This is a genomic window from Streptomyces cylindrosporus (assembly GCF_022698165.1).
In the GTDB taxonomy this organism is placed as follows: Bacteria; Actinomycetota; Actinomycetes; order Streptomycetales; family Streptomycetaceae; genus Streptomyces; species Streptomyces cylindrosporus.
On the sequence record NZ_JALDAY010000002.1, the window covers coordinates 920,039 to 946,191 of the forward strand.

The 26,153-nt window shown below is 73.1% G+C and carries 9 protein-coding genes and 1 pseudogene; 7 read left to right on the forward strand and 3 right to left on the reverse strand.

All coding sequences use genetic code 11. The features are described 5' to 3' along the window. The first annotated feature begins 52 nt into the window (after positions 1 to 52). The 5 genes from MQP27_RS09270 (at position 53) to MQP27_RS09290 (ending at position 19,279) form a co-directional block, all read left to right on the forward strand. Complete coding sequence (locus MQP27_RS09270; RefSeq protein ID WP_242763533.1) at positions 53 to 9,001, forward strand: type I polyketide synthase; 8,949 nt, start codon at positions 53 to 55, stop codon at positions 8,999 to 9,001. After that, positions 9,001 to 14,373 (forward strand): type I polyketide synthase, encoded by a 5,373-nt coding sequence (locus MQP27_RS09275; protein WP_242763536.1) that lies wholly within the window; start codon positions 9,001 to 9,003, stop codon positions 14,371 to 14,373. The genes MQP27_RS09270 and MQP27_RS09275 overlap by 1 nt, the downstream gene beginning before the upstream one ends. A 41-nt stretch (positions 14,374 to 14,414) precedes the next feature. Then, entirely contained in the window at positions 14,415 to 16,082 is a 1,668-nt protein-coding gene (locus MQP27_RS09280) for an NAD(P)/FAD-dependent oxidoreductase (protein ID WP_242763540.1), read from the forward strand. A 227-nt stretch (positions 16,083 to 16,309) separates the two neighbouring features. Then, entirely contained in the window at positions 16,310 to 18,301 is a 1,992-nt protein-coding gene (locus MQP27_RS09285) for an NAD(P)/FAD-dependent oxidoreductase (RefSeq protein WP_242763551.1), read from the forward strand. A gap of 291 nt (positions 18,302 to 18,592) precedes the next feature. Beyond that, a complete protein-coding gene (locus MQP27_RS09290) occupies positions 18,593 to 19,279 on the forward strand; it encodes a TetR/AcrR family transcriptional regulator (protein ID WP_242763553.1) in 687 nt (228 codons plus the stop codon). Here the strand turns inward: MQP27_RS09290 and MQP27_RS50880 are convergent. From MQP27_RS50880 to MQP27_RS09305, 3 genes are all read right to left on the reverse strand, one after another. Next, positions 19,202 to 21,076 (reverse strand): DMT family transporter, encoded by a 1,875-nt coding sequence (locus MQP27_RS50880; RefSeq protein WP_278195766.1) that lies wholly within the window; start codon positions 21,074 to 21,076, stop codon positions 19,202 to 19,204. The two genes, MQP27_RS09290 and MQP27_RS50880, sit on opposite strands and share 78 nt — an antisense overlap. A gap of 106 nt (positions 21,077 to 21,182) precedes the next feature. Then, a complete protein-coding gene (locus MQP27_RS09300; protein ID WP_242763554.1) occupies positions 21,183 to 22,931 on the reverse strand; it encodes an MFS transporter in 1,749 nt (582 codons plus the stop codon). A gap of 301 nt (positions 22,932 to 23,232) precedes the next feature. Continuing rightward, on the reverse strand, positions 23,233 to 23,829 hold the full coding sequence (locus tag MQP27_RS09305; RefSeq protein WP_242763556.1) for a TetR/AcrR family transcriptional regulator: 597 nt from the start codon (positions 23,827 to 23,829) through the stop codon (positions 23,233 to 23,235). Between the two features lie 289 nt (positions 23,830 to 24,118). Here MQP27_RS09305 and MQP27_RS09310 point away from each other — a divergent pair, with 289 nt between their 5' ends. After that, on the forward strand, positions 24,119 to 25,984 hold the full coding sequence (locus tag MQP27_RS09310) for a 2-oxoacid:acceptor oxidoreductase subunit alpha (protein WP_372511148.1): 1,866 nt from the start codon (positions 24,119 to 24,121) through the stop codon (positions 25,982 to 25,984). Beyond that, a pseudogene (locus tag MQP27_RS09315) lies at positions 25,974 to 26,153 on the forward strand (2-oxoacid:ferredoxin oxidoreductase subunit beta); the annotation flags it as partial. The gene MQP27_RS09310 and the pseudogene MQP27_RS09315, both read left to right, overlap by 11 nt.

A 26,153-nucleotide genomic window follows, 5' to 3' on the forward strand; every position in this document is an offset into this window, starting at 1 on the left:
TCCTCACCACGACCCGACCGTTCGCCCGTTCGCTCCGGAACAAGGGGGATCCATGCCCGCCCGCAACGCAGCCAGTACCGACCCGGCCATCGCTCTCGTCGGCATCGGGTGCCGTTACCCGGGCGGTGTGGTCGATCCCGAGTCGTTCTGGCGCGTGCTGCGCGACGGCGTCGACGTCATCGGGGAGATCCCGCCCGAGCGGTGGGGCCCCGAGTACATCAGCGAGGACGGCGCCGCGCCCGGCACCGGCTACTGCCGCTGGGCCGGAGTGCTGCCCGGACTCGACGAGTTCGACGCGGACTTCTTCGGCATCTCCTTCCGCGAGGCCCGCGAGATGGACCCGCAGCAGCGGCTCCTGCTGGAGGTCTCCTGGGAGGCCCTGGAGCACGCGGGACTGACGAAACCGCACCTCGCCGGGTCCCGCACCGGCGTGTTCTTCGGCATGCTCGGCATGGACTACACGCTGCTGCACTCCAAGACGCGCGGTGTGCAGGCCATCGACCCGTACTACGCGAGCGGCAAGGAGTTCAGCTTCGCGCCCGGCCGGGTCGCCTACACCCTGGGCCTGCACGGCCCGGCGCTCGCCGTGAACACCGCCTGCTCCTCCTCCCTGGTCGCGGTCCACCTGGCCTGCCGCAGCCTGGCCAGCGGCGAGGCCGACACCGCGCTCGCGGGCGGCGTCAACATCCTGGCCGCCCCCGAGCTGTCCATCTTCATGAGCAAGGTGCAGGCCCTGTCCCCCACGGGCCGCTGCAAGCCGTTCTCGGCCGCGGCCGACGGGATCGTACGGGGTGAGGGCTGCGGTGTCGTCGTCCTGAAGCGGCTCGACGACGCCCTCGCCGACGGCGACCGGGTGCTCGCGGTGATCCGGGGCAGCGCCTTCAACCACGACGGGCGCAGCGCCGGCCTGACCGTGCCGAACGCCGGCGCGCAGGAGGCCCTGCTGCGGGACGCGCTCGCGCGGGCAGGTGCCACGCCGGAGCAGGTCGCCTTCGTGGAGACCCACGGCACCGGCACCCCGCTCGGCGACCCGATCGAGGCGTACGCGCTCCAGCAGGTCTTCGGGCCCGGCCGCGAGGGCAGGCTGCACATCGGCTCGCACAAGGCCAACTTCGGGCACACGGACGCCGCGGCGGGCGTGGCGGCGCTCATCAAGACCGCGCTGACGGCACGGCACCGGCTGGTCCCGCCGCAGCTGCACCTGGGCACGCCCAACCCGGCGATCCCCTGGGGCGACGGGCCGCTCAGCATCTCCGCCGAGCCCGTGCCGGTCGACGGCGCCACCGAGGAGACGCTGTTCGGCGTGAGCGCCTTCGGGCTCAGCGGCACCAACGCGCACCTTCTGCTCTCCGCCCCGGCCGCCGAGACCGAGCCGACCGTGCCCCAACTGCCGGGCCCCCAGGTGCTGTTGCTGTCCGGGTCCAGTGAGCAGGCGCTCCAGGAGCGGGCCAGGGACCTCGCCGACGCGCTGGACACCGAGGACCGTCCGCCGCTGCCCGACTTCCTGCACACCGCTGCGGTACGGCGCTCCCACCACGAGGCGCGCGCCACCGTGATCGGCGCCGACGCAGACGAACTGCTGGCTTCTCTGCGGGAGTTGGCGCAGGGCGAGCCCGACGAGCGGACCGTCACCGGTACGGCCGAGCCGCGGCGCCGGCACCGGACGGTGTTCGTCTTCTCCGGGCAGGGCTCGCAGTGGCGCGGCATGGGCCTGGACCTGTGGGACCGGGAGCCGGTCGCCGCGGCCTCCTTCGAGCGCAGCGACGAGGTGTTGCGCGCGGCCGGGCTGCCGGGGCTGCGCGCCCTGCTCGGGGAGAGCGACCTCGCGGCCACCGAGCTGGCCCAACCCGCTGTCGTCGCCCTCCAGTTGGCGCTCGCCGAGGTCTGGCGGGCGCGGGGCGTGGAGCCGACCGACGTGATCGGGCACAGCCTCGGGGAGATCTCCGCGGCCTGCTTCACCGGCGCGCTCGACCTGCCCACCGCGCTGGACCTCGCGGTGCGCCGCGGGCGCATCATGAGCGCGGCCGCGGGCACCGGGCGGATGCTGGCGGTGGCGCTGCCGGAGGAGGACGCGGTGCAGGCCGCGGCCGGGACCGGGCGGGCGGTCACCGTCGCGACGGTCAACGGACCGGCCGCCACCGTGCTCGCCGGGTCGGAGGAGGACCTCACGGCCATCGCCGCGCTGCTGCGCGAGCGGTCGGTCTCGGCCCGCTTCGTACCGGGCGACTACGCCTTCCACAGCCCGGCGATGGCCCCGTACGCCGAGCAACTCCGCGCGGAGCTGGCCGACTTGAGGCCGAGCCCGCGCCCGGACGCCTTCGTCTCCACGGTCTCGCCGGACGAGCCGCCGGCCGTCCTGGACGCGGACTACTGGGCGGCCAACGTGCTGCGCCCGGTGCGTTTCTGGCCCGCCGTCAGGAACCTGATCGCGAGCCAGGGCGCCGACTTCGTCGAGATCGGCCCGCACCCGACGCTCGTACGACCGCTGAACGACGGTCTCGCCGCCCTGCGTCGGCAGGGCGTCGCGGTCGGCTCGCTGCGCCGGGACACCGACGGCGGCGCGACCCTGCTCGCCGCCCTCGCCGAGCTGCACTGCGCGGGCGCGGACGTCCGCTGGGACGAGCTGCTGCCGGGGCGGCTGACCGACCTGCCCCGGCACCCCTGGCAGCACGAGTCGTTCTGGCTGCCGGAGGTGACGCCCGGCATGCAGTACGCGCCGGGGGCGCGGCCGGAGACGGGCGTGCGGGCGGCTCGGCTGGCGGTGCAGCTGATCGACGAGTCGGGCAGGCCGGTGGGGCCGGCCCGGCAGCTGGACCTGGCCGACGACGCGGCACCGGTCGTCGCCGGAGCGGACCTCACGACTCCGGTCGTCGCAGGAGCAGGACTCACGACTCCGGCGGAGCTTCCCCCCTCCGCCGGTGACTCCCCGGCCACGGCCACCACCCCCCTCGGGGCCGACCGGGAAGTCGATCAGTCCGCCGCCGCCACCGCGAGGAGGCGGAGCGGGGCGGCGGCGGACAACTCACCCGTGGGCGGTACCGACCGGTTGCGCAGGTCGCTCATGCGGCGCACCTCCGAGGTGCTCGCCGGGGTGCTCGGGCAGGATCCCGGCCGGCGCATCCCGCCGCGGCGCGGCTTCGCCGACCTCGGACTCGACTCCCTGACCATCGTGGAGTTCGTGGACCGGCTCGGCCTGGAACTCGGCCTGGACATACCGCTGTCCACGCCGTTCGAACGGCCGTGCCTGGACGAGCTGGTGGACCATCTGCTGCCGCAGGTGGCGGAGCGGGAGGCGGCCGGCGGCGCCGAGGAGACGCCGTCCTCGGCCGAGGCGGCTCCGGGCGCCGAACTCGCCGTGTCCCAGCCCCCGTTGGCCGAGTCCGCGCCCGCCCCCTCCCCCGCCGACGACCCCATAGCCGTCGTCGGCATGAGCTGCCGTTTCCCCGGCAGCCCCTCCGTCGGCGACTACTGGCAGCTGCTGCTGGACGGCCGCGTCGTCATCCGGGACGTGCCCTCCGACCGGTGGGACGGGCAGGCCTTCCTGGCCGACGGCCCCTGGACGCCCGGCACGATCACCTCCCTGCGCGGCGGCTATCTCGACGACGTCCGCGGTTTCGACGCGGCCTTCTTCCGGGTCTCCCCGCGCGAGGCCCGCAGCCTCGACCCGCAGCACCGGCTCTTCCTGGAGGTCGCCTACGAGGCGCTGGAGGACGCCGGGGCGACCCGGGACCGGCTGCGCGGTTCGGCGACCGGCGTCTTCGTCGGGATGAACAGCTCCGACCACTCCCAGCAGGTCGCGAACCGCCTCCAGGACGTCGACCTCTACTACGGCACCGGCAACTCCTTCGCCGGGGCCGCCGGACGGCTGTCGTACTTCCTCGGCCTGACCGGCCCCAGCATGGCGGTGGACACCGCGTGCTCCTCCTCGCTCACCGCGGTGCACCTGGCGATCCAGAGCCTGCGCTCCGGCGAGAGCGACCTCGCGGTGGCCGGCGGCGTCAACGTCATCCTCAGCCCGGTCATCCCGGTCTCGGTGTCGGCCGGCGGCGCCCTGTCCCCGTCCGGCCAGTGCCGCACCTTCGACGAGGCCGCCGACGGCTATCTGCGCGGCGAGGGCTCCGGCGCGGTCGTACTGAAGCGGCTGTCGGCCGCGCTGGCCGACGGCGACCGGGTGTACGCCGTGCTGCCCGGCAGCGCGGTGAACCAGGACGGCGCGAGCAGCGGGCTGACCGTGCCGAACGGGACGGCGCAGCGCGCGCTGATCCAACAGGCCCTGGAGCAGGCCGGGTTGAGCGGGCCGGAGGTCGGTTACGCGGAGGCGCACGGTACCGGCACGCCGCTCGGCGACCCGATCGAACTGCGGGCGCTGGCCCAGTCGTTGCGACCGCAGGGCGCCGACGGCGTCGCCCCGCTGCTGGTCGGCTCCGCCAAGCCCAACATCGGGCACCTGGAGGCGTCCGCGGGCATGGCCGGACTGATCAAGGCGGTCCTGGCGGTGCACCACGGGCGGATCCCGCGGCACGTCGGCGTCACGACCCGACCGACACCCCAAGTCCCGTGGGAGCAACTGGGGTTGGCGCTGGCCGAGGGCGAGGACGGCTGGCCCGAGTCCGGCCGTCGCCGGATCGCGGGCGTCAGTTCCTTCGGCTTCACCGGCACGAACGCGCACATCCTGGTCGCCGAAGCACCTGAAGTACCTGAAGCACCTGTGGAAACGGCCCGACAGGAGGCGCCTCCGGCCCGTTTCGCCCTGCCCCTCTCCACGGCCCACGAGTCGGCTCTGCCCGCCGCGGCCCGCCAGTACCTGGACCTCCTGGAGTCGGCCGACGCGCACGCGCTCGCCGACCTGGCGTACACCGCCGGCGCGCGCCGCAGTCACCTCGACCACCGTGCGGTCGCCGTCGGCCGGGACGTGGTCTCGGTCCGTTCGGCCCTGCGCGCCCTGGCCAAGGGCAACGAGCACCCCGGTGTGCTCACCGGGACCGCCGACGCCCCCCGTTCCTGTGTGTTCGTGTTCTCCGGCTTCGGCTCCCAGTGGACCGGCATGGGCCGTCAACTCCTCGACAGCGAACCGGTGTTCCGTGACGCGGTGCTGGCCTGCGAGGAGGAGATGCGCAAGTGGATCGCCTGGTCGCCGCTGGCCTCGCTGCGTGGGGAGCCGGACAGCCGGCCCTTCGACGAGGGCATCCCGCAGGAGCTGATCTTCACCGTGCAGGTGGGGCTGGTCGAGTTGTGGCGCAGCTGGGGTGTCGAGCCGGCCGCGGTGGTCGGGCACAGCATGGGCGAGGTCGCCGCGGCCTGGGCGGCCGGGGCGCTGACGCTGGCGCAGGCCGCGGAGATCCTCTGCCTGCGCTCGCGGCTGCTGGACACGCTGGTCGGCACCGGCGGTTCGGTCGTGGTCGGGCTCGGCCGCGAGGAGCTCGCGCCCTATCTGGTGCTGTACGAGGACAAGTTGGGCATCGCCACGATCAACGGGCCGCGCACCACGGTGGTCGCCGGTGACGTGGACGCGCTGGAGGAGCTGACGGAGGAACTGGCCGAGGCGAACGTCTTCGTCCGCCGGGTCAAGGTCCCCGTGGCCCCGCACTCGCCCCTGATGGAACCGCTGCGCGAGCGCCTGGTGTCCGGCCTCGCGCACCTCACGCCCACCGAGGCCCGGATCCCGCTGTATTCGGGGGTGATGGGCGGCGAGGTGTCCGGCCTCGACCTGGACGCCTCCTACTGGGGCCGCAACCTGCGGGACACGGTCCTCTTCCAGGACGCGGTGAGCGCGGTCGAGGACGCCGCGGACCGGGTGTTCGTCGAGGTGTCGCCGCATCCGGTGCTGGTCTCCGGCACCGAGGAGTCCCTGGCCGCGGCGGGCGCGGGCCGTCCGCCGGTGCTGCCCTCGCTGGTCCGCGACGAGGACGAGGTGGGCGCGCTGCTGGCCACGCTCGGCGCGCTGCACGCGCACGGGGTGCCGGTCGACTGGGCCGCGTTCGCGGGGCCCGGCCGCAGCGTGGTGGACGTTCCCCACTACCCCTGGCAGCGCAGGGAGCATCGCCTCCCGGACCTGCCGGTGGACCGCACGTCCGCGACGGGCACGCTGGTCGGTCCCCCGGTCCGCCCGGCGAACTCCCCCTGGACGGCGCTGGTCCCGGTGACGGTCGACGGCACGCGCAGCCCCTGGCAGACGACGGGCGAGGGCTCTCGTACGACGGTGTCGGCGCCGGCCCTCCTGGAGGCGGCCCTCGCGACGGCCGCGGCCACCGGCTCGGCGACGCCGACCCTGAGCGACGTACGTTTCGGCACCCCGCCCCGCACGGACGCCGAGCACCGCGCGACGCTGCAGGCTGTGGCCGACACCCGCGGGTCCACGCTGGTCCTGCGCTCGCTCGCGGAGGACGCACCGCTCGACGCGGCGCTGAGCGCGACGGTGGGAGCCGCGGAGGACTTCAGCACGGGCGGCTCCGATACGGCGGTGAGCTCGGCTGACCTGGCGGCGACGCACGGGATCACCGCGCGCACGATCGCCACGGACGGGATCTCCACGGACGCGACCACCACACCCGGAGCCACCGCGGGCCCGGCGGCCCGGCAAGAGGTCGCCGCAGACGCGACCGCCACGCCCTCGGACGATATCGCCGCGCGCCCTGCCGGGCAGGCCGAGGCCCGACCCGACTCGGCCCTCACCCGCACCCCCGGTCCCCTCGCCGACGACGAGCCCCTCCGGGCCACGCTCGCCGAAGCCTTCCCCACGCTCGGGGTGGAGTCGGCGGGCAGTGGCCGGGGCCTGGCCGAGGTCACCGTGCGGATGCCGGACGCGGCGGCGCGGCACCGGCTGCCCGCCGAACTGCTGCGGCTGGCCCTGTGGTTGACCGCCGACGGCGCCTCCGAACGGGCGGCCGAACCGCGCGTCGCGAGCATCGGGTCGGTGCGGGTCAAGGCCGCGGTCGACGGCACCGTACGACTGCTTCGTGGGCCGGTGCGGGCCGGTGCCGACGGGGCGCCGGAGGCTGATCTGACGGTGTTCGACGCGGCCGGCCGGGCCGTGCTGGAGCTGGCGGGGCTGCGGGTGGCCGCCCCCGAGGCGCCGGTGGCCGCGGACGCGGGGCGGGACCGGTTGGAGAGCCTGCTGTACCGGATGGTGTGGACGCCGGCCGGGCAGCGGTCGGCATCCGGCGAAGAGGACGGCTCCGCCCCGCCCGCGACCCGCTGGCTGGTGTGCGGCGACACGGAGCACCTGGCCGGAGCGGTGGCCGAGCAGCTGCGGGCGGCGGGCTGCGATGTACGCCGGGTGCGTTCTCGGGCGGCCGTCACGTCCGGCGGCGGCCCGCGCGACCTCACCCTCGACCCCACCGACCGCGACGCCTGGAACACCCTCCTCGCCGTCCACGCCAACGAACCCACCACCGGTATCTGCGACTTGTGGCCCCTGGAGGACCTCGACTCGCGTCCGGCCGGCTGGCACACGACGGTCGCGCTGACCGCCGCGCTGGCCGAGGCGGAGGGCCCGACGGCCCGCCTCTGGCTGGTCACCCGGCACGCACTGCTGCCGACCGGGCACGCCGGCTACCCCGACGGGAACCAGGGCGCGCACGCCGGGCTCGGCCGCACGCTGGCGATGACCCGCCCGGACGCGTGGGGCGGACACCTCGACCTCACCCACGGCAGCTCCGAGGAACTGCGCACCCTGGCGGCCCGGCTGCTGGGCGCGCCCGGCGACGAGCACGTCCGGATCGAGCACTCGGCGGTCCAGGTCGGCTCCCTGGTGCGCGGCGCGCCTCCGCAGCGTGCCGCCCGCAGGACCCTCCCCGCCGACCGCTGGCACCTGGTCACCGGCGCGGGCGGCGCCCTGGCCCCGTGCGCGGTGGACTGGCTGATCGGCGCGGGCGCCCGGCGCATCGTCCTGGTCGACACGGAGGCCGTTTCCACAGCGGGAACCGCGCCCGACCGCATCGCCGCCTGGCGCGAGGCCGGCGTCGAGATCCGCGCCGCGGCCACCCACGGTTCACGCGCCGAACTCGCCTCCCTGGTCGAGGAGTTGCGCGCCGAGTGCGGAATCGCGTCCGTCGTGTGCGCGGGGTCGCCCGGCGCCGCCGTACCGCTGGAGGAGACCACGGAGGCCGTCCTGCGGGGCGAGTTGAACCGGGCGGAGACCGCCGAGGTTCTGCATCGGCTCACCGCCAAGGACCCCGTGCGGCTGTTCGTGCTGCTCGGTTCCGTGCCCGGAACGTGGGGCGGTGCCGTCACCGGTGCCTCCGCGCCCTCCGACTGGTCGCTGCGCGCGCTCGCGGCGCGGCGCCGGGCCGCCGGGCTGCCGGTCACGCATCTGGAGCTGATGCCGCTGGCCGGCAGTGAACTCCTCGACGAGCGGACGACGTTACTGCTGAAGACGAGCGGTATCGGCCCGCTGGAGGAGCAGGACCTGGTCGCCGCGCTCGACCTGCTGGCGTGGGACGACTCGGTGCACTGGGCGGTCGCGGACGTCGACTGGCAGCAGTTCCGCACCGCGCTCGCCGACGCCCCGCACCGGCGGCTGTTCGCCGAGGTGCTGGGCGGTGCGCAGCGGGCGGACGGCACCGGGTTCGTGGCCGGCCTCGACGCCCTCGACCCCGAGCAGCGCCGGGACCGGACGCTGGACTGGGTGTGCGGTCAGGTGGCCGCGGTGCTCGGGCTGCCGGAGGACGAACTCCGCGCGGACCAGGGCTTCTTCGACCTCGGCATGGACTCGGTGATGTCACTGACGCTGCGGCTGAGGCTCGCCCGCGAGCTGGACGTCGAGCTGTCCTCGACGGTCGCCTTCGAGCACCCGACCGCCGTCGCGCTCACCGCCCATCTGCTGGAGCGCCTCGGCTATCCGGCCGACGCACCGGAGGGGGCGGGCGAGCCGGACGGGACCGCCGAACCCGTCACTGCCGAGGCCCTGGACGACCTCGACGATCTCGACGACGACGAACTGCTACGCCAGTTGGAGGCGGAGATCTCCGACTCACAGAACTTCGGGTTTGAGGAGAACTGATGACGAAGAGCCACGCCGAGCAGCCGAGCCAGGACGTCCTGCGCGGTCGGCTGAAGGACTCGCTCGGCACGATCCGCAGCCTGCGCGCCCGCGTCCAGGAGCTGCAACGGGCCCAGCCGCTCGCGGTGATCGGCATGTCCTGCCGGCTGCCGGGCGGCGCGAGCCCCGAGGAGTTCTGGCAGTCCCTGACCGAAGGCCGCTCCCTGACGTCGCAGTTCCCCGAGGAGCGGCACTCCGTCGCCGGTTTCTACCACCCGGACCCGGACCACCCGGGCACGGCGTACACCCTTTCCGGGAACTTCCTCGACGGCCCGGTGGACGCCTTCGACCCGACGGTGTTCGGCATCTCGCCGCGCGAGGCCGCGGGCATGGACCCGCAGCAGCGCCTGGTGCTCGAACTGGCCTGGGAGGCCATGGAGAACGCCTGTCTGCCGCCCGCCGAGCTGGAGGGCTCCCGGGTCGGTGTCTTCCTCGGCGCCAGTACGAGCGACTACGTCCGGATGCGGCAGCAGAAGGGCGCGATGGCCGACGTCGACGCCTACCAGCTGATCGGCGAGCCGAGCTTCCTGGCCGGCCGGGTCTCGTACACGTTCGGCTTCCAGGGCCCGAGCATGGTGATCGACACGGCCTGCTCGTCCTCGCTGGTGGCGCTGGAGCAGGCGGTGCTGAGCCTGCGTTCGCGGGCGTGCGACACCGCGCTGGTGGGCGGTGTGAACCTGATGCTGTCGCCGTACGGGTTCGTGCTGGTCAGCAAGTTGCGGGCGCTGTCGCCCGACGGGCGCTGCAAGACCTTCGACGCGTCCGCCGACGGGTACGCGCGCGGCGAGGGCGGTGCCCTGTTCGTGCTGAAGCGGCTGAGCGACGCGGAGGCGGCGGGCGACCGGATCCTGGCCGTGGTGCGGGGAGTCGCGACCGAGCACGACGGCCGCAGCAGCGGTCTGACGGTGCCGAACCCGGCCGCCCAGCAGAACGTCATCACCTCGGCGCTGAAGAACGCCGAGGTCGCCGCCGAGGACCTCTCCTACGTCGAGGCGCACGGCACCGGCACCCAGCTGGGCGACCCGATCGAGTTGCAGGCGCTCAACGCGATCACCAGTGTGAACCGCTCCGACGACCGTCCCCTGCTGGTGGGTTCGGTGAAGACGAACATCGGCCACCTGGAGCCCGCGGCGGGCGCGGCGGGCATGCTCAAGGTCGTCCTGGCGCTCCAGCACGACACGCTGCCGCGGCATCTGCACCTCAACGACCCCAATCCGCAGATCCCTTGGGACCTGCTGAACGTCAAGGTCACCACCGTCGACACGCCGTGGCCCGAGGGCCCGCGCCTGGCCGGCGTCAGCAGCTTCGGCGCGAGCGGCACCAACGCGCACGCCGTCCTCGGCGAGGCCCCCCGGCCCGCGCCCCGCGAGGGCACACCGCGCGAGGTGGGCCTGCTGACCCTGAGCGCCAACAGCCCCGAGGCGCTGCGGGCGATGGCCCAGGCGTACGAGGCTCCGGTGCGCGCGGCCGATCCGCGCACCCTGTCGGACATCTGCTACTCGACGCATGTCGGGCGCGCACGGATGAAGCACGGGCTGAGCGTGACCGGCGACCGGGAACAGCTCGCCGCCGGGCTGGCCGCGTTCGCGGCGGGCGAGCGGGCCGAGCAGGTGACCGTGCACGGTCCGGCCGGGGCCAAGGCGCGCCGGGTGGGCTGGCTGTTCACCGGGCAGGGCTCGCAGTACGCCGGGATGGCGGCCGAACTCGCCGCAGCGGAACCGGTGTTCGCGAAGGCGCTCGCCGAGTGCGTGGCGGCCCTGGACCAGTATCTGGACGAGCCTCTCGGCCCGGTCCTCGCGGGTGCCGGCGACGGTGAGCGGATCAACCGCACCGGCTTCACGCAGCCCGCGCTGTTCGCCGTGGAGTACGCGCTGGCCCGGATGTGGGAGGCGTGGGGCGTGCGGCCCGGCGCGCTGATCGGGCACAGCCTCGGCGAGATCACGGCGGCCTGCGTGGCCGGGGTGCACTCGCTTCAGGACGCGGCCCGCCTTGTCACCGCGCGGGCCCGGCTGATGGAGGCGCTGCCCGCGGGCGGCGTGATGGAGACCCTGGTCTGCGACGAGGAGTCGGTGCGCGCGGCGCTCGCGGAGGCGGGCCCGCTGCCCGGCACCTCGGTGGCCGCGGTGAACGGGCCGACGGACGTCGTCCTGTCCGGGCCCGAGGAGGAGGTCGGCCGGGTGGTCGGCGTACTCGCGGCGCGGGGCGTCAAGCACCGGCGGCTGAACGTCTCGCACGCCTTCCACTCCCCGCTGATGGCACCGATGCTCGACGAATTCCGTTCCGTCACCGAGAGTCTGACGTTCCATCAGCCTAAGTATCCGATCATCTCGAACGTCACGGGCCGCGAGTGGGGTCCCGAGCAGCTGCGCCCGGCCTACTGGTCGGAGCACGTGCTGGCGCCGGTCCGCTTCTACCAGGGCGTCACCCGCCTGTACGAGACGGGCTGCCGCACCTTCCTGGAGCTCGGCCCCGCCCCGGTCCTGCTCGGGCTCGGCGCCCGCTGCCTGCCCGAGGACGGGGTGGCGTGGATCCCTTCGCTGCGCCGGGACCGCGAGGACGCGCACATCGTCGGGCAGGCCCTGGGCGCGCTGCACCACCGGGGTGTCGTCGTCGACTGGCAGGCGGTGCACGCCGCCGAGCAGCCCCGCCGTACCACCATGCCCAGCTACCCGTGGCAGCGCGAGCGCTACTGGTTCAACGACGGCGACCCGTCCGGCGAGGTGTCCGCGCTGTCCGCCGACGAGGGTCCGGGCGCGCTCTTCGAGGGCCACCTGATGTCCGGGCCACCCACCTTCTCACCCCAACTCGACCAGCTGTCCGAGGTGTTCGTGCAGACGGGTCCGGACGGCCGCCGCCAGGTGTCGGCGGGCGGGTTCTGCAACTGGGCGCTGGCCGGCGCGGCCAAGCTGCCCGGCGCGCAGCCCCGCCTGGTGGACCGGTTCGTGGTGGGCGAGCCGCTGCTGCTCGACCCGGAGCACCGGCCGGCGAAGATACGGGTGTACGTGCTGCCGCAGGACGACGAGGGCCGCTCGCTGTTCCTGTGCTTCTCGCGGCAGGGCGTCGAGTCCGTGGAGTCGGGCAGCTGGCGGCTGCACGCCCGCGGGGTGCTGGTGCGCCGGCCGCCCACCGACACGGGCGGCGACCTGGAGTCCATCCGGGCCCGCTGCGTGCCGGCCGACCCGGCCGGGATCAGTGTGCCGGCCTGGGCCGAACCGGTCGTCAACGAGGTCTACCAGGGCCCCGGCGAGGTCCTCGCCGAGGTCAACCAGGAGGCCGAGAAGCTGCCCCGGGGGGCCCTGCTCGACCTGACGCTGGGCCTGCTGCGCCAGTCGGAGCACGCCCCGGAGACCGCCGCCGCACTGCCGACCGCGGTCCCGACGGGCACCCGCCGCTACGTCCACGGCTGGCTCGCCCCCTCCCCCGGCGAGGGCGGGCTGCGCGGCGGCCTGGAGATCCTGGGCGCCGACGGCAGCGTGCTGATCGCCATGCGGGACGTACAGCTGCGCCCGTCGACCGAGCCCGCCGCGCCAGAACCGGAGCGCGCCGAGCACGCGGAGACGGTGTGGGAGGAGGTGTGGCGGCCGGCCGACCCGGCGCGCTTCACCACCCGGAGCCTGCGCGGCGAGCGGGTGCTGCTGCTGGGCGGCGGCGCCCTCGCCGAGGACGTCACCAAGCAGCTGGTGCTGCGCGGCGCCGACGTGACCCGCTCGGACGCCGCCGCCGACACGGCCGTACTCGCCCTGAAGCTGAACGGGACGTACGAGCACGTCGTGCTGCTCGGTGCGCTGGAGCTGCCGGTGTCCGGGTTCGACGCCGACTCGGTGCGGCTGGCCCGGGAGAGCGTGGAGCACGTGTTCCTCGCGGTGGCGCGGACGCTGGCGGAGCGGGAGGCGCCGACCCGGGTGTGGGCGGTGACCCGGGGCGCCCAGTGGACCGGGGACGGGCAGCGTGAACTGTGCGTGCCTGCCGGGCCGTTGTGGGGTCTGGGGAAGGTGGCCGCGCTGGAGCACCCGGAGTTGTGGGGCGGCCTGCTGGACCTGGACCCGCGGGGTGCGGTGGACGAGGCGGAGCAGATCGCCGCGCTGCTCGCCACCGAGAGCGCCGAGGACCTCACGGCCCGGCGCGGCGGCGAGACCCTGGTGCCGCGCCTGGTCCCGGTCGCGCCGGCCGAGCAGCGCCCGCCGCTGCGGCTGAGCGACCTCGGCAGCTATCTCGTCACCGGCGGTCTCGGCAGCCTCGGTCTGCTGGTCGGCGAGTGGCTCGCCCGCTCCGGCGCGGGCACGGTCGTCCTCATCGGGCGTACGGGCCTGCCGGACCGCTCCCGCTGGGAGTCGCCCGACCTGGACGACGCGACGGCCGCGAAGATCGCCGGGGTACGGCGGATCGAGGCGCAGGGCGCGGAGGTGCGGGTCGAGGCGATCGACGTCTGCGACGAGATCGCGCTGCGCTCGCTGACCGACCAACTCGGGCTGGCCGGACGGCCGTTGCGGGGTGTCGTACACGCGGCCGGGCTGTCCGAGCCGCAGTTCCTGCGGGAGAGCGACCCGGAGACGTACGACCGCTGCCTGCGCCCCAAGGCCGACGGCACCTGGGCGCTGCACAACGCGACCGTCGACCAGGACCTCGACCTGTTCGTGTCCTTCTCCTCGATCGCCTCGGTGTGGGGTTCGCAGCACCTGGCCGGTTACTCGGCGGCCAACGCCTTCCTGGACTCCTTCGCGCACTTCCGCAGGCTGCGGGGCCTGGCCGCCACGACCGTCAGCTGGGGCCCGTGGGGCGCGCGGTCGGGTCTCGCGGACGACTCGGTGATGGCGTTCCTGCGCTCCATCGGGCTCGTCCAGCTGGACCCGGAGCACGCGCTGGAGCTGCTCGGCGAGGCTGTCGCCGACGGGGTCGCGCACCGCACGGTGTGCGCGGCGGACTGGGCGCTGTTCCGGGACCTGATGGAGGCGCGCCGGGAGCGGCCGATCCTCGCCGAGATCCGCAGCGCGCCCGCGGCCGGCGGGGCGGGCGCCGCCCCCGAACTGGGGCCGCTGACCGCGAAGTTGATCGATCTCCCGTACGCCGAGCGGCTCGCCGAGCTCAACGAGTACATCCGCGTCCAGCTCTCCGCGATCCTGCGCATGGAGCTGGACACCCTCACCGAGGACACCCGCCTCGCCGACATGGGCCTCGACAGCCTGATGGTGATGGAGCTGATCAGCCGCTGCCGGGACGATCTGCGCCTGGAGATCAGCAGCCGCGACTTCTTCGCCTGCCCCGGCATCCACTGGGGCGCCCATCTGCTGGAGCTGGTCGAGGCGAAGCACCCCGCGCCCGCCGCCCGGGCGTGACCGACCGGCCTTCCGCCCCGACCACTGGAGGAACGAGCATCATGCAGCCACTGCCCGCGTCCGGAGCGTCCGGCCCGGCGGACTTCGACGTCGCCGTCCTGGGCGCCGGCATCGCCGGTTCCGTACTCGCCGCCATCCTGTCCCGCAACGGCGTGAAGACCGTCCTGATCGACGCGGGCACCCACCCGCGGTTCGCGGTGGGCGAGTCGACGATCCCGTACACCTCGGTGATGCTGCGCATTCTCGCCGCCCGCTACCGGGTGCCGGAGATCGCGCACCTGAGCCACTTCTCCACGATGCGCTCCAAGGTGTCGTCCAACTCCGGCCAGAAGCGCAACTTCGGCTTCGTCTACCACCGCGAAGGCGCGTCTCAAGACCCGCACGAGATCAATCAGTTCGTGATCCCGGTGGCGCTGTCCACCGAGTCGCACATGTTCCGCCAGGACGTCGACGCCTACATGTACAACGTGGCGCTGAAGTACGGCTCCACCGGCCGCCTCGACACGCGGGTGAGCGACGTCGACATCGACGGCTCGGGCGTGACGCTCGCGGTGGAGAACGGGCCGGACATCCGGGCCCGCTACATCGTGGACGCCGGCGGCCACAACTCGCCGCTGGCGCGGAAGTTCGGCCTGCGCGACGAGGTCCCGCAGCAGCGCACCCACTCGCGCACCGTCTTCACGCACATGATCGGGGTGCGTCCGTACGACGACTGCCCCGCCGCCCGCGCGCACGACAACCCCAGCCCCTGGCACCAGGGCACGCTGCACCACATCTTCGACGGCGGCTGGGTGTGGGTCATCCCGTTCGACAACCACAAGGGCGCGACCAACCGGCTGTGCAGCGTGGGTCTGACGCTCGACCCGCGCCGGCATCCGAAGACGGACGAGCCGCCGGAGCAGGAGTTCGCACGGTTCCTGGAGCGGTTCCCGGACATCGCCCCGCAGTTCAAGGACGCGAAGGCGGCCCGGCCCTGGGTGTCCACCGGACGTCTCCAGTACTCCTCCAAGCAGGTGGTGGGCGACCGCTTCTGCCTGACCTCGCACGCCGCGGGCTTCGTGGACGCGCTGTACTCGCGCGGCCTGACCAACACCACGGACGTGGTCAACTCCCTTGCCTGGCGGCTGATCGAGGCCGTCCGGGACGACGACTTCTCGGCGGAGCGCTTCGCCCACGTGGAGACCCTCCAGCAGGGCCTGGTCCGGGCCCACGACGACGTCGTCGCCTCCTCCTTCACCTCCTTCCGCGACTACGGCATGTGGAACGCGACGTTTCGCATGTGGGCTCTGGGCACCGTGCTCGGCACGCTCAACGCCCAGGACGCCCTGACCCGCTTCCAGCGCACCAACGACCCCATGATCTGGCGGGAGTTGGAGGCACAGCCGCACCCCGGGGCGCTCTTCCCGGCGAGCGTCGGCTTCAACAAGATCACGGATGCGGCGTGGTCGGCCTGCCGGGACGTCGAGGCGGGCCTGATGACCCCCGACCGGGCCACGGGCGAGCTCTTCGACCTCCTCCAGGACGACGCCTACGCCCCGCCGCCGTTCGGTCTGCACGACCCGGGCAACCGCTTCTACAACCCCAACCCGCCCCGGATGCTGCGCACCATGCACTGGGCCAAACGCGGCTCAGCGGCCCCCGACACGGGCCCGGTCGTGGCCAGCGCCCTGGCCGGCTTCCTGCGCTCCCGTCTCCACAAGCCCGCGTGAGCGAGAAGGAGGATCCGACGATGCCCAGCAACGAAGGGGCACCGACGCCTGCATCGGCGACGGAGCCGACGGCTGCACCCCGGAAGCCGCGACGCACGGCGACGCCCAAGGACTTGCGGGGGCGTCGGGGCGCTCAGGTGACGCAGGGGGTGCTTGGAGTCGCGGCCGGCGGTCAAGCCGAGGCCGGGGCTGGAACCGCTCCGGCATCGGCGCCCGTTGGAGAACCGGTGGCGGGGTCCTCGGCGAGCCTTCCGGCGGCCGCGGCAACCGCGGAAGCCAACCCCGCAGCCGCGAACAGCAGTTGGCTGGACGGGGCGGAGGCCGTGGGGGCCGCCGAGTCGGCGCTCCCGGACGAGCCGGAGGAGCCGTCGGGCACGCCGACAGACGCGGCCCGGTCCCACGGCTCGGCACTGCCGCACGACACGGCACGGGCCAGCGAAACGGCACGGTCGGCCGACGCGACGGCGATCACGCCCCGGCCCGGCGACGCGGCCGCGGCACAACCGGGCGCTCAGGCGACGGCACCCCGCGCCACCTCCTCAGCGACCTCATCGGCATCGCCCACCCCCTTGGCAGCAGCCGCCACCGCCCCCTCCCCCGGCATCCCCCGCCACAAGGTCGCCGTCCTCGGTGCCCACCTCGGTGGTGCCATGCTCGCCGCGATTCTCGCCCGGGCCGGGGTCGACGTCGTGCTCGTGGACTCGCGGCACGACTCCGAGATCCCGGCCGGTGAGACGACCGTGCCGTACACCGCCGAGGTCTTCGAGCTGCTCGCGCGCCGTTACGGCGTCCCGGAGCTGGCCGCGCTGGGGCACTTCGGGCAGCTGCCCGAGCAGGTGCGCCGGACGTCGGGGCTCAAGTCGAGCATCGGCTTCGTGTACGCCCGCCCCGGCGCCCGCGTCCGCCCGCACCAGGTGCTCCAGTTCAACGTCCCGAGCGAGCACGGCGAGTCGCACCTGTACCGGCCGGACGTGGACGCCTGGGTGCACCGCGTCGCCGTCGGCCACGGGGCACGGGTCCCGCGCAACCGCCCCGCGCTGAGCGAAGTCCGCGGCGAGGCGGGCGACTTCACCGTCGAGCTCGCCGACGGGACCGCCGTCGCCGCCGAGTTCGTCGTCGACATGTCCGGGCCCGACGCCCCGATGCTGACCCGCCTGGGCCCCGGCCCGGCCCTGCGCCCGCTGCGCCACTCCTCCCGTGTGCTCACCGCCCACCTGCGGGGTGTACGCCCGCTGGAGCGGCGCGTCGACCCGGGCGCCGGCAGCACGCCCTGGACGGGGGGCACGACCCAGGTCGTCTTCCCCGGCGGCTGGATCCAGCTCGTGCCGTTCGGCGCCGAGCGCACCGGCGAGGAGGCCCTGACCAGCGTGTCGGTCAGCCTGGACACCAAGCTGTGGCCGCAGGGCTCGGCCTCCGCGGAGGAGGACTTCCACCACCTGGTCGCCCAATTCCCGGACCTGGCCTGGCAGTTCGCGGCCGCGACCGTGGTCCGCCCGTGGACGAGCGCGGAGGGCTGGCAGTACGCGGCCACCGCGACCACCGGCCCCGGCTTCGTCGTCCTCGACCGCTCCGCCGTACGCTGCGACTTCACGCTCTCCCGTGACGTCACGCTCACCGCGGAGCTCGTCCACGCGGCGGCCGCCCACCTCATCGCGGCACACGAGGACGGCGACTGGTCCGAGGCCCGTTTCAGCGGTCTGGCGTCCCTGCAGGCCTCCCTCATCGAGCACAGCGAGCGCCTGCTCGGCACCGCGCTCACGGCGACCACCGACTTCCGGCTCTGGAACGCCTTCAGCCGGGTGTGGCTGCTGCACTCGATGTTCGCCGCCCTCTCCCTGAAGCGGGCCCGCAACGACGCCCTGGCCAGCGCCGGCGTGCCGGGGCAGTGGCGGGAGCTGGGCCGGCACCGGGGCGCCGGCCTGTGGTTCCCGGTGTACGCCGGGTTCGTCGCGCTCTTCGACGACGCGGACCGGCTGCTGCGGCAGGTCGCCGACCAGCGGCTCGCGCCCGGCGACGCGGCCGAGCGGATCTTCGGCCAATTGCGCCGCGCCTCGTTCGTCCCGCCGCTGTTCGCCTTCGGCGACCCGACCGACCGCTACTACAACTTCACCCCGCTCAAGCGGATCAAGGTCCTGCTGTGGGCCAAACGCCGCGCCCCCTACGCGGTGCGCCGGGTCCTGACGCCCGGCGCCACCGTCCTGCCCAGCGTCGAGCGGTGAGCCGCGGGCGCCGGACTCCCTGAGGGCGGCAGGGAAGGAGCCGCCGTCCCGTGCTCACCGGGCGATGAGCGCGGGGCGGCGGCTCGCCGCTGCCGTTCGCGGGGCCACCGCGTCCGGTCCGACTCCCCTTCGGCCGGGCCCTGTTCGGATCCGGCCAGACTCCTCACCGGCGCGCGAGCGTGGCTGGACACCGCGCACGCGTATCGGAATGCTCCCTACCGGGGAGTCCTCGCATGTGGAATGCTGGTAACGTTGATTTCCACAGCCCATGAATTAACGACGGAGGGGGCAATGAGCAACGGAGCCGGAAGCCCCTGCCCGAACAGCACCGGCGTGCCGCGTGGCGCGCCGGCCCGTGCGAAGCGTGCCGCCCGCGGCGGTGGCCGGCGGCCGGGCCGGAGCGGCACCCGGGAGCAGATCCTGAGCGCCGCGCTCCAACTCTTCGCGGACAAGGGCTACTCGGGTACGACGATGCGGGGCATCGCCCAGCAGGCCCAGGTGGACCCGGCGCTCATCCACCACTTCTTCAACAACAAGGACGGCCTGTTCCAGGACGCGGTCTCCTCGCGGATCGACATGTCCGCGCTCTTCGACGCCCTCACGGACGACGAGGTGGCGGCCGGGGTGAAGAAGCGCGGTGAGTGGATCGCCCGTACGTTCCTGTCCTTCTGGGAGGACGAGTCGACCCGGCCCGCGCTGGTCGCCGTGTACCGGACGAGCCTGTCGGACGAGGCGACGGCGAAGACCTTCCGCGACCAGATCGAGGCCGCGTTCGAGGCCTGCCTCCGCCGGATCGTCCCCGAACACGCCGAGCGCACACCGGCGTTCGCGTCCCTGGTCTCCGCCCAGCTCGCGGGCCTGGTGATGCTCCGTTACGTCCTCGCCGTGGAGCCTCTCGCCTCACTCGACTTCGAGGAACTCATGGACTGGCTCGCCCCCGCCATCGAGGTCCACTTCGAGCGGGTGGCCCAGCAGTAGGGGGTGGGCGGCGGCGGACTCCGGTAGGCCTTCCCGACGTCCGCGAATCCCGGACCCGGCCTGCACATCCTCAAGCGCCTCGGCTCGGCATCCGGCCGCCGCCGCACTCCCTGCATCGGCTCCACATCCGACCGCCGTCTCACTGCATAGGCCGGCTCCACATCCGGCCGCCGTCTCACTGCATACGCCGGCTCCGCATCCGGCCGGCCTCTCACTCCGCGCGTCGGCCCCATACCCGGCCGACCGCTCACCCCGCACATCGGCCCCATATCCGGCCGACCTCTTACGCTCCGCGTCGGCTCCGAGTTCCGCCGCCGTCTCACTGCATGCGCCGGCTCCGCGCCCGGCGCGTTCATCACCGCCCTCTCCCGGCGCACCGCGGCTCTGTACGGCCCACGCCCCTTCCCACTCCCCGCCACCACTCCTGTTCCCGCTCCGGGCCCGGGCCCCACTCCCGCTCCCGGCCCCGGCCCCGGCCCCGGCCCGAGTCTTCCCCTGCCCACCCGCGCCTTCGGCCCGCGCCAGGACGAACACCCCTCGCCCGGCGGCGAGCGCGGCAGCGACCCCGGCGACGAGCGTGGGCACGCCCGTCGGATAGCGGTCCCCCAGCGCGACGGCCCCGATCACCGCGGCGAACACCGGGTTGACCAGCGTGACGGTGGCGAGCGGGGCCTCCAGGCCGGTGCGGTAGGCGAGTTGACAGAGCAGGAGCCCGGCCGGCGCGAGGAGGAGGACGCCGACGGCGACCAGGACCGCGGGTCCGGGACGGCCAAGTCCCCCGCCCGTCAGCTCCAGTACCGCGGTCTGGGCGAGAGCGGAGGCAGCGGCGAAGGCGACCCCGGCGGCGGCAGCGTAGGCCAGGCTGGCGATCGACGCGCGACGGGCTGCTGCCGCGGATACCGGAGCCGCAGCCGATGCACGCCGGGTCGCAACCGCGGACGCCGGAGCCGCAGCCGACGACGCATGCTCGGCCTCAGCCGCGTAGTCCGGAGCCGAGGCCGACGCACGCTCAGGCTCAACCCCAGATACCGCCGCTGCACCCGACACACGCCCAGCCGCAACCCCGGACACCGGAGCCGAGGCCGACGCATGCCGGGCCGCAGTCCCAGACACCGGAACCACACCCGACGCACCCCCAGCCACAGCCCCGGACACCGGAGTCAAGGCCGACGCCCGCCCGCCCGCAGCCCCGCAATCCGGAGCCGAGACCGACACACACCCAGCCGCAACCCCAGACACCGCAGCCACACCCGACGCCCGCCCGCCCGCAGCCGCGGACGCCGGAGCCGAGGCCGACGCCCGCCCAGCCGCGTACGCCACAACCGCAACCGGTGTCCGTCGGGCCGCAGCCGCCAGCGCGAGCGGGATCCCGAGTGCCATGGCGGTCAGGAGGGCCACCCGGAGCAGTTCGGGGCCGTCGAGCGAGCGGCTCGTGCCCGTCGCGGGGAGCAGCATCAGCATCCCGACCACGCCGGCCACCGTCAGCGCCGTACCCGACCACTGCGCGGACGTCATACGGTGCCCGAGGACGACGGACGACAGCAGCGGTGCCGCGACCAGGGTGAGCACGCCGAGCATCTGTACGGCGACCAGCGAGCCGTAGCGCAGGCCCGCGGTGTGCAGCAGTGCGCCCAGCGCGTTGAGCAGGACGGACATCCACCACGCGGCCGAGCGTCCGAGGGGCCGGCCGCCCGGCGCGGCGCTGCGCACGGCCGCCGCCCGCTGCGCGACGGCCGCGGCGGCATACACCAGGGCCGAGCCCGCGCCGAGCGCCAGAACCGGAAACACGGTGCTCACGAAGTCCTTTCGCCCCGCGGGGCACGGCAGTTGGGCGGAAACGCCCGGGCCGGGGCGCCGCGTCGAACGGCGCGGTACCCCGGCCCGGAGGGGGTGGACACGCGGCTCACGCCCCGCCCGGCACGTCCTGGACGTCCTCGGGGCGGATCCGCGGCAGGGCGAGCACCAGCAGGCAGGACAGGCCGAAGCAGCCGATCTGCCAGTACACGACCTGTTCGAAGCTGTCGCCGAAGTTGGCCTTGCGCGCCTCGGGCAGAGCCTTGCCGAGGACCGCCGACTTCACCTTCTGCTTGACCTCCTGCGGCAGCGGGCTGTTGGCCATCTCCTGCTGGATCCGGGCGCAGCTCGCCGGCGTCTCGGTGAGGTCCTTCTGGTTCATCTTGTCGTGGAAGCAGGTCGTGAAGGCCGTGCTGATCTGCGTCTGCTGGGCCTCGGCCACTCCGGCGGCCGCGAGGTCGGACCGCAGCTGCGGCACGGCCGAGGCGCTGGCGTCGTCGGCGTTCGTGCCGAGCAGCCCGTAGAAGAGGATGCCCGCGACCGCGATGCCGATGGCGATGCCCACCTGCTGGACGGTGGCGAGCATGCCGGACGCCGAACCGGCGTTGCTGGAACGGATACCCGCCAGGATGATGCCGGTGCACGGGGCGAGGAAGAACCCGCCGCCGAGGCCGGCCACCATCAGGGAGGGGATCAGCTGGTAGCCGTGCAGGTCGGAGCCGGCCCAGTGCAGGGTGCCGATGACGCCCGCCATGCCGATCAGGAGCAGCCCGGTGCCCAGCGCGAGCGTCTTGGTGCCGAGCTTCTTGACCACCGCGGCCGAGCGCGCCGAGCCCACCGCGATCAGCGCGGCGAAGCCGAGGCTGACCAGACCGGCCGAGATGGGCGTGTAGTTGAAGCCGATTTGCAGGCTCATGAAGAACGTCATGAAGAACGACGGGATGCCCGCGAAGAAGACGACGCTGATGATGAGCCCGACCGTGAACGACCGCTCCCGGAACAGCCCGGTGGGCACGAGTGGTGAGCGGTCGACGAGTTTCGTCAACTTGTTCTCGTAGACGAAGAACTCCGCGAGCAGCAGCGGGCTGAGTACCAGCAGCACCAGGCTCCAGCCCGGCCAGTCGTGCTCACGGCCGATGACCAGCGGCAGGATCAGGCTGAACAGGCCGGCGGTGAGGATGACCGCGCCGGTCACGTCGAGCCGCTGTGCGCCCGGCGCCGAGGACTCGGGGATCTTCGCCATGCCCAGGCACAGGGCGATCAGGCCGATGGGCAGGTTGACGTAGAAGATGGCCCGCCAGTCGGTGCCGAAGATGTCCAGGTCGATCAGCCAGCCGCCGAGGACCGGGCCGAGCACGGTGCCGAGGCCGACCGAAGCGCCGTACATGGCAAGGGCCTTGGGGCGTTCCTGGGTCGAGAAGGTGACCTGGATGATGGACAGGACCTGGGGGAACATCAGGCCCGAGCACATCCCCTGGAGGATCCGCGAGGCGATCAGGAAGGTCGAGTCGGGGGCCGCACCGCACAGCGCCGAGGCGATGGTGAAGCCCAGCATGCCGATGAGGAAGACCTTCTTGCGGCCGTGGATGTCACCGAGCCGGCCGCCGGTCACCAGCGTGCAGGCGAAGGCCAACGAGTAGACCGCGACGACCAGTTGGATCTCGGCGAAGGTCGCGCCGAGATCGCTCTGCAGCGAGGGCAGGGCGACCATCGTGATGGTCGTGTCCAGCATCTGCATGAAGATCGCGGACAGGGTGACCGCGAGGATCACCCAGCGTGCCGGGTTGCCGGTGGCGGACGGTGCGGGCGGGGCGCCGGGCGGAGCGGCCGCCTGGACGCCGGTGTCGATGGATTCCATGTTTCCTCCCTGGGTCCACTGCCTGCCCGACAGCGCCCTCCAATATTTCACTCTCCAATGAAGTCTACGAGTACTGAATTCTTTGGCGCAACCGCGGAGACCGCGATCCGGACACCGAACGTCCACCCAATGACACACAGCGCCACCACAGTTGGACCTGCGGAGACGGGCACAAAGGCCAACGGAACGGGCCGCGGCGGGCGTTTGCGGGCAGGAACGGGCGCGGTGCAGCGGACGCCCCGGCGAAGAGCGCGGGGCGTCGAGGTCAACAGGTGCCGAACGGGAGGGGTTTCGAGAGGTTTCAGGAGGCGTCGCGCACGGGGTCGGCGTCGTCCCGCCGCACGGCGGCCAGATAGGAGGCGACCACCGGAGCCAGGGCCCGCACGAGCTCGTCACCGCCCTCCGCCTCCGCCAACTCGGGTGGCAGCAACCCCATGTGACGGGAAGTCATCACGCCGATGAACAGGCTGCTGATCAGCCACACCCTGACCTCGTCCGGACCGCCGTCGGCGACCCCCTCGGCGAGCAGAGACTGGCTCAAACGCTCCCTCGCCGCGGGCAGATCCGAAGCGGAACGGAGCACTCCGAGGATGCGACGGCGCTGCACCGGGTCGTTCCAGTCGGCGACGGCATGCCTCAGCAGCCACTCGGCCGCGCCCTCGTCACCCCGCTCGAGCGCCTCACGGATCACCTCGGCCGGCCGGACCGTCTCCTCGACGACAGCCCGGTAGAGCGCCTCCTTCGAGGCGAAATAGTGCGTGACCAGGGCCGGATCACATCCGGCGTCCGCGGCCACGGCACGCATCGAGGTGTTGCCGAAGCCGAGTTCCGCGAAGAGATCCGCCGCGGAGCGCATGATCGCGTGGCGGGTTCCGGATGCGCCTCTAGCCTTTGCCACGGCGGCACTTCCTCTCGATCCCGAGTCCCCCGTAGGACGCGCGACACTAATTCATGTTGGCGTGAAGTCTACGGTCAGTGATTTCTCAGGTCAAAGCTTCTCCGTGTCGACATGGTGACGCCGCGTCAAAGTGCAGGCCAGAGGGCGGGTCGAGCTTCACAGGTGACCGCCGACTCAATTCAACGCCCATTGAAATCATTGCTTGTTGAGCTTACGCTCGCGGCGGGGCGCCGGGCCCACGCCCACGCCCGTCCGTGCCACACGCGCATTTCCGCCCAGGGAGAGGCACTTGCCGGTGACGTATCAAACAGAGCAGCTCGACCGGGTCGTCATTCGCTTCTCGGGCGACTCCGGCGACGGCATGCAGCTGACAGGTGATCTGTTCACCTCGGAGACGGCGTCGTTCGGGAACGACCTGGCGACGCTGCCGAACTTCCCCGCCGAGATCCGCGCCCCCGCAGGCACCCTGCCGGGCGTCTCCTCCTTCCAACTGCACTTCGCCGACCACGACATCCTGACCCCGGGCGACGCGCCGAACGTCCTGGTCGCCATGAACCCGGCGGCCCTCAAGGCCAACATCGCCGATCTGCCGCGCGGCGGCGAAGTCATCGTCAACACCGACGAGTTCACGCAGCGGGCCCTGCAGAAGGTCGGCTACGAGGCCTCTCCCCTGGAGGACGGCTCCCTCGACGCCCACCATGTGCACGCCGTCCCGCTGACGACCCTCACGGTCGAGGCGCTCAAGGACTTCGACCTGTCCCGCAAGGAGGCCGAGCGCAGCAAGAACATGTTCGCGCTGGGGCTGTTGAGCTGGATGTACCACCGCCCGACCGAGGGCACGGAGAGGTTCCTGCGCGCCAAGTTCGCCAAGAAGCCGCAGATCGCCGAGGCCAACCTGGCCGCGTTCAGGGCGGGTTGGAACTTCGGTGAGACGACGGAGGACTTCGCGGTCTCGTACGAGGTGGCACCGGCCGCGAAGGCCTTCCCGCCCGGCGTCTACCGCAACATCTCCGGGAACCTGGCGCTGGCGTACGGCCTGATCGCCGCCTCCCGCCAGGCGGACCTGCCGCTGTTCCTGGGCTCGTACCCGATCACCCCGGCCTCCGACATCCTGCACGAGCTCAGCAAGCACAAGAACTTCGGCGTACGGACCTTCCAGGCCGAGGACGAGATCGCCGCGGTGGGAGCGGCGCTCGGCGCGGCCTTCGGCGGCTCGCTCGCGGTCACCACGACCTCGGGCCCGGGCGTCACCATCAAGCAGGAGACCATCGGGCTGGCGGTGTCGATGGAGTTGCCGCTCCTCGTCGTCGACATCCAGCGCGGCGGCCCGTCGACCGGTCTGCCGACCAAGACCGAGCAGGCCGACCTGATGCAGGCGATGTACGGCCGCAACGGCGAGGCCCCGGTCCCCGTGGTCGCCCCGCGCACCTCCGCCGACTGCTTCGACGCGGCCCTGGAGGCGGCCCGCATCGCGCTGAAGTACCGCACACCCGTCTTCCTCCTCTCGGACGGCTACCTCGCGAACGGCTCCGAGCCCTGGCGCGTCCCGTCCCTCGACGAACTCCCGGACCTGACCGTGCAGTTCGCCCAGGGACCGAACCACACCCTGGACGACGGCACCGAGGTCTTCTGGCCGTACAAGCGCGACCCGCACACCCTCGCGCGCCCCTGGGCCGTCCCCGGCACCCCCGGTCTCGAACACCGCATCGGCGGCATCGAGAAACAGGACGGCACCGGCAACATCTCCTACGACCCCGCCAACCACGACTTCATGGTCCGCACCCGCCAGGCCAAGATCGACGGCATCGACGTACCGGATCTGGAGGTCGACGACCCGCACGGCGCCAACACCCTGATCCTGGGCTGGGGTTCGACCTACGGACCGATCACGGCGGCGGTACGACGGCTGCGCGCGGCCGGCGAGTCGATCGCGCAGGCCCATCTGCGCCACCTCAACCCCTTCCCGCGGAACCTCGGCGGCGTCCTGCGCTCCTACGAGCGCGTACTGATCCCCGAGATGAACCTCGGGCAGCTCGCCCGGCTGATCCGGGCCGAGTTCGCGATCGACGTCGAGTCCCACACCCAGGTCAACGGCATGCCGTTCAAGGCGGAACAGCTCGCGCAGGCTCTGAAGGAGGCCGTCCATGCCCACTGAGGCAATCCCCCTGCTACCGAGGAGCGAACTCGCCCTGACGGCAAGGGACTTCAAGTCCGATCAGGAAGTGCGCTGGTGCCCCGGCTGCGGTGACTACGCGATCCTCGCCGCCGTCCAGGGCTTCATGCCGGAACTCGGCCTGGCCAAGGAGAACATCGTCTTCGTCTCC

Coding starts and splice junctions, on each gene's coding strand:
- MQP27_RS09270 (WP_242763533.1), top strand. CDS start 53: ATGCCCGCCCGCAACGCAGCCAGTACCGACCCGGCCATCGCTCTCGTC.
- MQP27_RS09275 (WP_242763536.1), top strand. CDS start 9,001: ATGACGAAGAGCCACGCCGAGCAGCCGAGCCAGGACGTCCTGCGCGGT.
- MQP27_RS09280 (WP_242763540.1), top strand. CDS start 14,415: ATGCAGCCACTGCCCGCGTCCGGAGCGTCCGGCCCGGCGGACTTCGAC.
- MQP27_RS09290 (WP_242763553.1), top strand. CDS start 18,593: ATGAGCAACGGAGCCGGAAGCCCCTGCCCGAACAGCACCGGCGTGCCG.
- MQP27_RS09300 (WP_242763554.1), bottom strand. CDS start 22,931: ATGGAATCCATCGACACCGGCGTCCAGGCGGCCGCTCCGCCCGGCGCC.